Origin of the sequence: Synechococcus sp. 'PEA 65AY6A-5F PE A', assembly GCF_047462575.1 — a bacterium.
In the GTDB taxonomy this organism is placed as follows: Bacteria; Cyanobacteriota; Cyanobacteriia; order Thermostichales; family Thermostichaceae; genus Thermostichus.
Map to the genome: position 1 here is coordinate 1 of NZ_JAOALE010000022.1, position 10,003 is coordinate 10,003.

A 10,003-nucleotide genomic window follows, 5' to 3' on the forward strand; every position below is an offset into this window, starting at 1 on the left:
TGTACATTATTTTCAGTATAGTCCAGCATATCATTGACTAGAGTCATGCTCCACCTGGCTTAAGACCCGAAAAGGCAGCAGGGCTGGCCAATCGACGTTGGTTGGCAAGTTGCATTCCCACAGGCGAATGACCTCAAACTCGTGGCTCAGCCGTTCTAGGCGAAAGGAAGTTTGGAAAACTCGCTCCGAGGTCGTTTTGCGCAGATAAATCACCACCTGATGCACAGGTAGCTGTGGATATTTCCGGTAAAGGCGCAGCCGATAGTCGGCCATGCGAAAGGGGATTTCAGGATCTGGATCTGTTTGAAATTCCAGGTGCAAAATGCCCTGCTGCAGCCCCAGCAAAATAACAGAATCTGCTCGAACAGGTTCCTCCGAAAGTTCTGTGGGCAACATTTGCACCGGCTCAGCCACTTCTCCCACTAGCCAACGGGCAAACTGCTCCGGGAAGCGCTCTGCCAGGTACTTGCAGACGTTGTCGTAAGCCATGGGGGATCCCTGGGCCTAGCGCCCGCCCACGGTGATGGCGTCCACCTTGATGTGGGGCTGGCCGACGGTGACGTAGATGCTGCCGCTGACAGAACCACAGAAGCCAGGGGCCAGGCGGAGATCCTTGGAGCACATGGAGATCTTGGTCAGGATATCCTTGGCTTCCCCGATTAAAGTGGCTCCCTTGAGGGGCTTGGTGATCTTGCCGTTTTGGATGAGATAGGCTTCTTCCACGGCAAAGTTAAATTGGCCGGTGGGGCCGACGCTGCCGCCCCCCATGCGCTTGCAGTAGATGCCTTTGTCGATAGAGGCAAACAGGTCGTCCAGTTCGGCGTCGCCGGGGGCGATGTAGGTGTTGCGCATGCGGCTGGCGGCGGCAAAGGTGTAGTTTTGCCGGCGACCGCTGCCGGTGCGGGGATGGCCGGTGCGCATCGAGCCGGCCCGGTCGGCCAGGAAGTTCTTCAAAATGCCCTTTTCAATGAGCAAAGTGCGCTGGACGGGCATGCCCTCGTCGTCCACATCCAAGCTGCCAAAGGCCCCCTCGGAAAGCCCCTCGTCCCAGGCGGTGAGGTTTTTGTGGGCAATCTTCTGGCCTTTTTTGTCGGCAAAGGGGGTGGTTTTGCGCTCAATTTGGGTGGTTTCCAAGAGATGCCCACAGGCCTCGTGGAAGATGACGCCGCCAAAGGCGTTGGACATCACAATGGGGTAGGTGCCCGATTCCACGTAGTCGGCATAGAGCATCTGGCCGGCAGCCTCTGCCAGCTCCTGGCTGTGGGCCACAAGATCCCAGCGGCGCAAAAAGTCGGGATCCCCGGTGCCCCCCGCGCGCTGGCTAACGGAAGCGCGATGATCCCCGTCGGCACAGAGCAGGGTAGAGCTGACCGACTGGGTAAGGCGGATGTCGCGCACAAAGGTGCCGTCGCTGCAGGCTACCAGGATTTCCTGCCAGTCGCGGAAGTAGTTGGTGCGGCGGGACTGGATGTGGTGAGCTTGCCGCTTGAGCTCTGCGTTGGCCCGCCCCAAGATCTCCCCCATCTCGGCAAGGGAGCTGCATTCTTTGAGCCAGCCGTCTTTGCGGCGGCGCTCGGCGTAGTCCTGCAAGATCCCCAAGTTGACAGGGGAGACCAAGGCGGCAGGGCCTGGGGGGGTAAGGCCCATCAAGAGCAGGCCTTTTTCCAGGGCGGCTTTGAGGCCGGCAAAGGAGAGATCGTTGGTGCTGACGTAGCAGTCGGCCAGGCCGCGGAACACCCGCACGCCGGCGCCAGTGGCAAGCCGAGGGGTGATGCTGGTGATGGCGTCGTCTTCGGCCAGGCAGCTGATGGAGTTAACCCGCTCCAGGAAGATCTCCACCAGGTCGGCGCCAGCAGCCCGCCCCCAGCCTAAGAGAGTTGCAAGGGGATCCCGCCAGTCTTCGTCGAAGCGCTGCAGGGTGGGACGATAGTCGAGGTTGGGCAGTTCTTTGGACAAAAGCAGCATAGGAGGCCGAGAGCACTCAAAAGAGGGAAAGGGCAGGCTGAGATGCCGCCACCTTTTGTTCCCTCAGTTTAACAAGACGTAAAGGCTGCCCTTTTGGGGAAAGAGACTCCAAGCTTGACAAGGGCAGAGGAGCAGCCGAAGATCGCTGCACAAGGATCCCTCACCTTGCAATGGCTGCCAAGAAAAGATCCTCGGAGCTTCAGCCCAGCCTATTTGACGATCCCCTAGAGCCACCTGCCCCCGCTGCGGAGACGCTTCCCCAATGGGATCAGATCCCGCTCTCGGCCCAGGTGCCCATTCCCCCCGGTACCTATCGAGAACTAGAACAACTGGAGCAGCACTGCCGGGTCTGCCAGCGCTGTGAATTGGCGGCCAACCGTACCCACGTGGTGGTGCACCGCGGCAACCCCAAGGCCAAGATCGTGATCGTCGGAGAAGGGCCGGGGGAAAACGAGGATCTGCAGGGGCTGCCCTTTGTGGGCAAGTCGGGCCAGTTGCTCGACAAGATCCTGGCCTCGGTGGGCCTAGATCCGGAGCAGGATACCTACATCTGTAACGTGGTCAAATGCCGCCCTCCCCACAACCGCGTGCCCACCCAGGAGGAGATGGACGCCTGTCGGCCCTATCTGCTGGAGCAGATTCGCCTGGTGGATCCCTGGATCATTCTGTTGACGGGGGCCACTTCGGTGCGCTCTCTTTTGGGGGATAAGCGCGGCATCACCAAGATCCGCGGCGAGTGGATCCAGTGGCAGGGGCGCTGGTGTATGCCGATTTTCCACCCGGCCTATTTGCTGCGCAACCCCGACCGCACCCCCGGCAGCCCCAAGTGGCTGATGTGGCAGGATATTCAGGCGGTGAAGCAAAAGTACCTAGAACTTGCCGGCGCAACGCCGCCCCAGCCGGACTTCTGAGCTACTTTCCCTGGTATTTGGCCAGCGCCGCTACCCTCACCCCCAGCCCCTCTCCCAAGGGAGAGGGGGGTATGGGATCCCTAACTTGCAGGCTTGAAGCCGCTCAGCAGGCCGAAGCGCAGCAAGCCGCTGGCATAGGCCCGCCGCATCAGGCCCAGCCCCAGCGCCCCACGGACGGTGACCCAGCCGCTGCGCAGCAAAGCCGGGATCCACCGCCAATTGCGAGCCGAGGCGATCACCTCGTCCCAAAAGGGGGCCACCCGCTCCGACCAGTCGGCGGTGCGCAACCGCTCGAACCCCACCTGGTGGGCCAGCGCTTCATACTCCGACAAGCTGATGACATAGGGCAGGCAGTACACGTCGTAGATCTGCTGCAAAAGGCGCTCATCCTGGCGGCTCAGGGATCCCTCGCGGTGGCACCAGGTAACCACCATCATCTGCCCGCCCGGCTGCAAGACCCGCCAGCACTCGGCCAGAAACCGCCGCTTATCCGGCATGTGCTCGCCGCTTTCCAGAGCCCAGACCAGATCGAAGGTGTTGTCGGCAAAGGGCATGTCCAGGGCATCGGCCACCCAAAAGCGCACCCTGTTGCTCAGGCCGGCTGCTTGAGCGCGCTCCTCGGCCCGCTGGGCCTGGACAGGGCTGAGGGTAATGCCTGTTACCTCGGCGCCAAAGCGCCGCGCCAGCTCCAGGCTGCTCCCCCCAATGCCACAGCCGAGATCGAGGATGTGCCGGGGGGGCTTGGGATCCCCGATCTGGCCCCATTGAATGACTCGGTCGATGAGATCGATCTGGGCTTGGCGGCGATCCTTGCCGGTCTGGCCCGGCTCGTAGTAGCCGTGGTGCATGTGCTCTCCCCACACCTGCTCCCAAAGGCCAGAGGAAGCATCGTAGAAGCGGCGGATGCGTTGGTTGAGCGGAGAGGTCATCGGCAGGTGCAGGTCGGGATCCCTCTTATTCTGGACGATCTTGCCGTCCTTCCTGGCCCTGGGGGCGGGCTGGCAAAACCCCGATTAAGCTGGGAAAGTAGGCTCTTGTTGCCGCTGGGATCTTGGCCACCTCAGACTTTGCCCTCGAGCAGCTTCTCTTCACCCCGGCCACGCCCGAGCCCGACGCGGTGCGGCTGATCTACGCTTTCCCCAACACCTACTCGGTGGGGATCACCAGCCTCGGCTACCAGGTCATCTGGAGCCTGCTGGCCAGCCGCCGTGATGTGTCGGTCGCCCGCCTGTTTACCGACCTGGCCGAGCCGCTGCCGCGGGATCCTGAGCTGCTGGGCTTTTCCCTCTCCTGGGAGCTGGACTACGTCCACATCCTGGATCTGCTGGAACGACAGAGGATCCCCCTCCAGGCCGAGGCGCGGGAAGAAGCGCACCCCCTGGTTTTCGGCGGCGGCCCGGTGTTGACGGCCAACCCTGAGCCCTTTGCTGCGTTCTTTGACTTGATCCTGCTGGGGGACGGGGAGGGGCTGGTGGAGCAGATGATCCAGACCTATCGGCAGGTACGGCGGGGATCCCGCGCCGAAAAGCTGCAGGCGCTGGCCCAGGTGCCGGGGATCTACGTGCCCAGCCTCTACGAGGTGCGCTACCGCGGGCCCGACGGCCCAGTGGAGAAGGTGATCCCCAAGCTGGACGGGATCCCCAGCTCCATCCGCAAGCACACCTTCCGCGGCAACACCCTCTCGGTGTCCACCGTGGTTACCCCCAAGGCGGCCTGGGAGAGCATTTACATGGTGGAGGTGGTGCGCAGTTGTCCGGAGATGTGCCGCTTTTGCCTGGCCAGCTATCTAACATTGCCTTTTCGGGCAGCGGATGTGGAGGGACATCTGATCCCGGCGGTGGAGCGGGGGCTGCAGGTTACCCAGCGGATTGGCCTTTTGGGGGCTTCGGTAACCCAGCACCCCCAGTTTGAGGAATTGCTGGAGTACCTGGCGCAGGATCGCTTTGAGCAGGTGCGCCTTAGCCTGGCCTCGGTGCGCACGGGCACGGTTACGCCTCGCTTGGCGCAAGTGCTTTCCCGCCGCGGCAGCCAGTCCATTACCGTGGCCATCGAAAGCGGCTCGGAGCGGCTGCGCCGGGTCATCAACAAAAAGCTGGCCAACGAAGAGATCCTGGCGGCGGCTGCCCACGCCCAGGCCGGCGGCCTGAAGGGGATCAAGTTCTACGGCATGGTGGGGATCCCGGCGGAAACCCAGGCCGACCTGGAGGCCACGGTTGCTCTTTTCAAGGAGCTCAAGAAGGTGGCTCCCCGCCTGCGCTTCACCCTGGGCTGCAGCACCTTTGTGCCCAAGGCCCACACCCCCTTCCAGTGGCAGGGGGTGGATCCCCAGGCGGAGAAAAAGCTGCAGTGGTATCAAAAACACCTGCGCCCCCTGGGCGTGGAGTTCCGCCCGGAAAGCTACAGTTGGTCGGTCATCCAGGCCTTGATCTCAAGAGGGGATCGGCGGGTGGCCCAGGTTTTGCAGCTAGCACGGCAGTGGGGCGATTCCCTGGGCAGCTACCGCCGCGCCTTCAAAGAGCTCAAAGGGCAACTGCCGCCCCTGGACTTCTACGTGTACCACAACTGGGATCCGGCGGATCCCCTTCCCTGGCAACACATCGAAGGCCCTCTCAGCCTGGAGCGGCTGCAGCAGCACCGCCAAGAGGCCTTTTCCGTGTAGCATGTCGTGCCTAAAATCCCCTAGGAAGGGGATTGACGGTGAGAGCCTGAAGCGGCCAGAAACGCCTCGATCTCGGCGCGGTGGGGCAAACTGGGCTGAGCGCCAGGGCGGGTTACACACAAGGCCGCAGCGGCATTGGCAAACCGCAGGGCTTCCCTCAGGGATTTGCCAGCAGCCAGGCAAGCGGCCAAAGCACCGCAGAAGCTGTCGCCGGCAGCAGTGGTATCCACCACCAACACGGGGTGGGCTGGCAGATGGCCCCTTTCCTCCCCATCGGCCCAGACCAAGCCCGCTCCCCCCAACGTGACGATCACTGTCGGGATCCCCTGCCGTTGCAAGGCTTGGGCCACTTTTTCGGCTTGCGCGGGTGTCTCCACCGGCAACTGGGCAAGAGCAGCGGCTTCGCTTTCGTTGAGCACCAAGTAGCGCATCTGGCGCAACAGGGATCCCGGCAGGGGCACCACAGGGGCTGGATTGAGCAGGACGGGGATCCCTTGGGCAAAGGCCTGCTCGGCTACCGCCTGCACCGTGGCCAAGGGGATTTCCAGTTGCAACAATACCAGAGCTGCCGCTGTCCAGGGGGGCAGATGGGCGGGTGTGTAGCGACCATTAGCCCCAGGGCTGACCACGATCCGGTTTTGCCCTGCTCGATCCACAGTAATCAGAGCGATGCCGCTGGGCCCTTCCAGCTCTCGCAGATGGCGGGTATCGACGCCATTTTGATCCAAGTTCTCCTTTAGGAAACGGCCAAAGCCATCGGATCCCACCGCCCCCCACATCTCCACCTGGGCTCCCGCCCGGGCTGCTGCCACCGCTTGGTTGGCTCCCTTACCCCCAGGGTAGGTGGCGTAGTCGGATCCCAGCACCGTTTCCCCAGGCCCAGGATGGTGGGGCACCCGCACCACCAAGTCCAGATTCAAGCTCCCCACCACGCGAACGAGGGTCGTCATTGGCTAGCTGAAAAACGTTGGCCTAGAATTCTAGCCCCCGCCACTTCGTTGGAGAGCTCCCCTTCCTCGGCTATCTTGGTGAGGGAGTGAGGCGGAGAACAAGCCATGCTGCTGACCACCACAGACGTGCTCCAAGGTAGAGAGGTTGAGCGTTACTTGGGCATTGTTACCGCCGAGGTAGTTTATGGCACCAATGTCTTGCGGGACTTCCTTGCTGCCCTCCGCAACATCATCGGGGGACGCACAAGAACCTATGAAGAAGTTCTCGAGAATGCCCAGAAAAAGGTTTTGGAAGAGTTGGAGCAGCGGGCCAAACGTTTGGGAGCAAATGGCATCCTAGGCGTTAGCATTCATACCAACATGAGCGCGACCATGATCCTCGTTACCGCCACCGGCACCGCCGTCAAGCTGCGCTAGAACCTTTAGGCCAGGCTCTCCATCACCGCCTCGTCGATCTCGAAATTGGCGTAGACATTTTGCACATCATCCAAGTTGTCCAGCCGCTCCATCAGGGTCAGCACCAGCTTGGCCGTCTCGGGATCCTCCACATGCACCTCCGTAGAGGGGATCCAGCGAATGGCCGCCTCTTGCACCTGGTAGCCCTCTTTTTTAAGGGAGGTGGCCACCTGCTCCAGCAGGGTGTAATCGCAATAGACCTCTGCGCCGGTTCCCTCTACCTTGAGATCCTCCCCGCCTGCTTCGGCTACCGCTAGCAGCAGAGCTTCGGGATCTGTCACCCCCTCTAGGCTAATCACCCCTTTTTGCCGGAACAGCCAGCTCACGCAGCCACTTTCCCCCAGGCTGCCGCCGACTTTGCTGAAGGCCTCCCGCACCTCGGCAGCCGTGCGGTTGCGGTTGTCGGTCATCGCCTCGATCAAGACAGCTACCCCCCCAGGGCCGTAGCCTTCGTAGCGAATTTCCTCCAGGGGGCTGTCGTCGGTCCAGTTGCCGGATCCCTTGGCGATGGCCCGCTCGATGTTCTCAGCAGGCATGCCTGCCGCTTTGGCTTTCTCCACGGCCGAGCGCAGCCGAAAGTTGGCGTCAGGATCGGGCAGGCCGTTGCGCGCTGCCACAATGATGGCTCGGGAAAGTTTGGTAAACAGGCTGCCTTTTCTAGCATCTACGCGGGCTTTTTGCCGTTTAATGTTGGCCCATTTACTGTGTCCTGCCATGCTGTGCCCACCAGTCAAGCAATCCACGGGGAGGGATCCCCTAACTCTGAAGCCTAGATCACCACCTGCTCAGGTCTCAACCCCAGGGGAGTAGGTCAGGGCTGAATGGGTTGCCGCTCGATCACGCCCCCCGGTGGCGGTGGAGCTTCCGGCGTTGCTTGAGGTGTAGGCGTTGGTGTCTCTGTGGGAGCTGGCGTGGGAGGTAGAGGAGGCACAGGCTCTTCAAACACGGCTCCAGGCGGAGGGGTTGGGGTTTGCGGCCGAGTTAAAAAGGGCCTTACCTGTTCCAGCAGCTCGGCATAGAAGATTCCATCCTGCTCTGGCCCAAAGCGGCCTACCGCCCAGCGGTGACGGGGCACAAACAGCGTTTGCAGCAGCACCTCTCGACTGGCGAAAGAGGGGGTGCCCACAAAGACATAGCCATCGACGATGACACGGTTCAAGTCAGGCCGAGTTTGAAACACCCGATCCACCTCCCGCAGCATCTCCGCATCCAGCCGCTCCAGCAGAGTTTCCAGCGTATCCTCAGGCCTGACCAAAACTCGCACCTGAAAGCGATAGCCTTCGCAGCGATAATCTCCGCAGAGTTTAACCAGCTCGTTTCGCACCCGAATCTGCGCCGCCGGATCGATGTCCCTCACCGGCAGGAAGACTTCTGGCTCTGGCTGTTGTTCTGCTTCCTGTGCCCAGGTCAAGGGCTGGCTGCTCCACGCCCTCAACAGCAGGGATCCAAACAACAAGGCAAGTCCCCACCCTCCAAGGGGGAGGCTCCAGCCCAGGCTGCCCCGCTTAGGGCGTTGGGAAAGCAGGAGATTGGGATCCCGATTCTTACTCAGCGGGCTGTTCATAGGTTAACCACTACGGCGTCGATAGCTACCGCCAACTCTACCCGACATGGGCCTAGGAGGCACTAGGCTAAAACGGAGCCGCTCCTGCTGGATGTCGCTGCTCAAAGGATCAAGGGGAGGGATCGATGGATTGCCAAATCCGTTCGCTGCAGCTTGCCGAAATGGCTGTAGTCTAATCTGGAGAAGCTAATGATCCTGCAAGAGGTATCTATGGCAGCGCCAACATCAAAGGTTTGGGGATCCCCTCTGAAGCTTTTTTGGGGCTTCCTAGCCTCGGCTGCCCTCCTGGCAGGCTGTGGGGGAGCTGGAGGGACGGTGCCACCTCCAGTCAATGTTTGCGCGCAAGCCTTTCCAGCGATTTTCGAGGCCAAGAGCTTGCGCCCAGGAGCAAGGCGCAGTGGAACCTTGGGGCCAAATAGCGACTTGGAGATCTACTTCGATGAGAGGGACAATGTCATAAATGCCCGGGAAGTTCCACCTCCCCCTGGCACGTTTACCTTTTATGTCGATGGATTCCTTTACTTTCCTTCTGCAGCCAATGTTACAGGAGTTACTATCCGCCTAACTAGTCCAGTCTTCGACCCTCTGCTGGCCATCCTTGGTCTTGATGTCAACAGGAAGACTGATCCGGAATTCTTCTTCATCAACGATGACGCAAAGCCTGGTGATTTCACCACCTCCGAGCTGACGATCCCAGTACGGCTAGACCGCTGTTACTTGGTGCTGGTGCAAAGCTACTGGGCCCAGAATTCCCGCAGCGTTGCTCCGGGTAGCCCAGGCCGAGGTCCCTATACCCTCGAGGTGGTGAGGGAAACCTCTGCCGCGCCTCCTCCTCCCCCTCCCATCCAGCAGAAGCCTGACGACAGGGAAAACGGCGGTGGCGGTGACCGAGGCGGTTTGGGTATTTAGCTCTGGCGGGTAAGCCTAATGGCAAAGCTTGCGCTGCCACAGGTGGCTGTGCCGCGAATCAAGCGCCCGTCAGAGCTGACGGTACCGCTCCACGTGACAGTTGGAGTACCGCTACCCCCTATTTTGCCGCTAACAGAAAGTTGGTTGCCGATGAGCTGGCCACTGCGCTCAGAAAAGCTGGGTGAGGAAATGATAATCTGATCGCCGTTTTGCTGGATGGAGACGGTTTCCTGGATGCCAGTTGCAACATTGATCTTACACAGGGATCCCTGCCAGACAAAGGATCCTCCCTCATAGAGCCACTGACCGCTCAAGGCAAACTCTGGCGCAGGCGTTGGTGTTGCTGGGGCTGGCGTCGAGGTGGGCGTCGGGATCGGGGTGGGGGTAGGGGTAGGAGTACGGGGGACGAGCGGGGTAAAGCGAGGGATAGGGGTAAGCGTTGGTGTTGGCACCGGGGTGGGAGTGGGTGTTGGTGCCGGAGTTGGAGTGGGTGGCGGTGTCGGAGTTGGAGTGGGTGGCGGTGTCGGAGTTGGAGTGGGTGGCGGTGTCGGAGTCGGGGTGGGTGGCGGTGTCGGAGTCGGGGTGGGTG

Annotated in this window: 12 protein-coding genes; 4 read left to right on the forward strand and 8 right to left on the reverse strand. The window is 61.3% G+C overall.

Annotated features, from left to right (window positions below; translation table 11 throughout):
• Positions 1 to 30 precede the first annotated feature (30 nt).
• Both GG26_RS08600 and GG26_RS08605 read right to left on the reverse strand, forming a co-directional pair.
• A complete protein-coding gene (locus tag GG26_RS08600; RefSeq protein WP_011431061.1) occupies positions 31 to 489 on the reverse strand; it encodes a hypothetical protein in 459 nt (152 codons plus the stop codon).
• A gap of 15 nt (positions 490 to 504) precedes the next feature.
• Positions 505 to 1,965, reverse strand: coding sequence for a TldD/PmbA family protein (locus tag GG26_RS08605; RefSeq protein ID WP_011431062.1), 1,461 nt, complete (start codon positions 1,963 to 1,965; stop codon positions 505 to 507).
• A 290-nt stretch (positions 1,966 to 2,255) separates the two neighbouring features.
• On the opposite strand from GG26_RS08605, the gene GG26_RS08610 reads away from it, so the two are divergent.
• Complete coding sequence (locus GG26_RS08610) at positions 2,256 to 2,876, forward strand: uracil-DNA glycosylase family protein (RefSeq protein WP_099813338.1); 621 nt, start codon at positions 2,256 to 2,258, stop codon at positions 2,874 to 2,876.
• An 80-nt stretch (positions 2,877 to 2,956) separates the two neighbouring features.
• Here the strand turns inward: GG26_RS08610 and GG26_RS08615 are convergent, their stop codons facing one another.
• Positions 2,957 to 3,805, reverse strand: coding sequence for a methyltransferase domain-containing protein (locus GG26_RS08615; protein ID WP_414389995.1), 849 nt, complete (start codon positions 3,803 to 3,805; stop codon positions 2,957 to 2,959).
• 122 nt (positions 3,806 to 3,927) lie between these two features.
• Here GG26_RS08615 and GG26_RS08620 point away from each other — a divergent pair, with 122 nt between their 5' ends.
• Positions 3,928 to 5,535 (forward strand): B12-binding domain-containing radical SAM protein, encoded by a 1,608-nt coding sequence (locus GG26_RS08620; RefSeq protein ID WP_011431066.1) that lies wholly within the window; start codon positions 3,928 to 3,930, stop codon positions 5,533 to 5,535.
• 20 nt (positions 5,536 to 5,555) lie between these two features.
• Here the strand turns inward: GG26_RS08620 and rbsK are convergent, their stop codons facing one another.
• The gene (rbsK, locus tag GG26_RS08625; protein WP_414389999.1) at positions 5,556 to 6,485 is read right to left on the reverse strand and encodes a ribokinase; all 930 of its coding nucleotides are present in this window, start codon (positions 6,483 to 6,485) and stop codon (positions 5,556 to 5,558) included.
• A gap of 105 nt (positions 6,486 to 6,590) precedes the next feature.
• Here rbsK and GG26_RS08630 point away from each other — a divergent pair, with 105 nt between their 5' ends.
• Positions 6,591 to 6,902 carry a YbjQ family protein gene (locus tag GG26_RS08630; protein ID WP_414390001.1) on the forward strand — a complete coding sequence of 104 codons (312 nt, stop codon included), beginning with the start codon at positions 6,591 to 6,593 and terminating at the stop codon, positions 6,900 to 6,902.
• Between the two features lie 5 nt (positions 6,903 to 6,907).
• On the opposite strand, the gene GG26_RS08635 is transcribed toward GG26_RS08630, so the two are convergent.
• A complete protein-coding gene (locus GG26_RS08635) occupies positions 6,908 to 7,657 on the reverse strand; it encodes a YebC/PmpR family DNA-binding transcriptional regulator (protein ID WP_414390004.1) in 750 nt (249 codons plus the stop codon).
• Positions 7,658 to 7,752: 95 nt separating this feature from the next.
• On the reverse strand, positions 7,753 to 8,505 hold the full coding sequence (locus tag GG26_RS08640) for a hypothetical protein (RefSeq protein WP_414390007.1): 753 nt from the start codon (positions 8,503 to 8,505) through the stop codon (positions 7,753 to 7,755).
• 423 nt (positions 8,506 to 8,928) lie between these two features.
• Here GG26_RS08640 and GG26_RS08645 point away from each other — a divergent pair, with 423 nt between their 5' ends.
• Positions 8,929 to 9,414 carry a hypothetical protein gene (locus tag GG26_RS08645; RefSeq protein ID WP_414390010.1) on the forward strand — a complete coding sequence of 162 codons (486 nt, stop codon included), beginning with the start codon at positions 8,929 to 8,931 and terminating at the stop codon, positions 9,412 to 9,414.
• On the opposite strand, the gene GG26_RS08650 is transcribed toward GG26_RS08645, so the two are convergent.
• Positions 9,411 to 9,728 (reverse strand): hypothetical protein, encoded by a 318-nt coding sequence (locus GG26_RS08650; protein ID WP_414390013.1) that lies wholly within the window; start codon positions 9,726 to 9,728, stop codon positions 9,411 to 9,413. The two genes, GG26_RS08645 and GG26_RS08650, sit on opposite strands and share 4 nt — an antisense overlap.
• Positions 9,706 to 10,003: hypothetical protein (locus tag GG26_RS08655; protein WP_414390015.1), on the reverse strand; the 298-nt coding region annotated here is incomplete at its 5' end. The genes GG26_RS08655 and GG26_RS08650, both read right to left, overlap by 23 nt.

Excerpts from the sequence above, each read along its gene's own strand:
- rbsK (WP_414389999.1), bottom strand. The coding sequence starts at position 6,485 with ATGACGACCCTCGTTCGCGTGGTGGGGAGCTTGAATCTGGACTTGGTG.
- GG26_RS08630 (WP_414390001.1), top strand. The coding sequence starts at position 6,591 with ATGCTGCTGACCACCACAGACGTGCTCCAAGGTAGAGAGGTTGAGCGT.
- GG26_RS08600 (WP_011431061.1), bottom strand. The coding sequence starts at position 489 with ATGGCTTACGACAACGTCTGCAAGTACCTGGCAGAGCGCTTCCCGGAG.
- GG26_RS08640 (WP_414390007.1), bottom strand. The coding sequence starts at position 8,505 with ATGAACAGCCCGCTGAGTAAGAATCGGGATCCCAATCTCCTGCTTTCC.
- GG26_RS08605 (WP_011431062.1), bottom strand. The coding sequence starts at position 1,965 with ATGCTGCTTTTGTCCAAAGAACTGCCCAACCTCGACTATCGTCCCACC.
- GG26_RS08615 (WP_414389995.1), bottom strand. The coding sequence starts at position 3,805 with ATGACCTCTCCGCTCAACCAACGCATCCGCCGCTTCTACGATGCTTCC.
- GG26_RS08635 (WP_414390004.1), bottom strand. The coding sequence starts at position 7,657 with ATGGCAGGACACAGTAAATGGGCCAACATTAAACGGCAAAAAGCCCGC.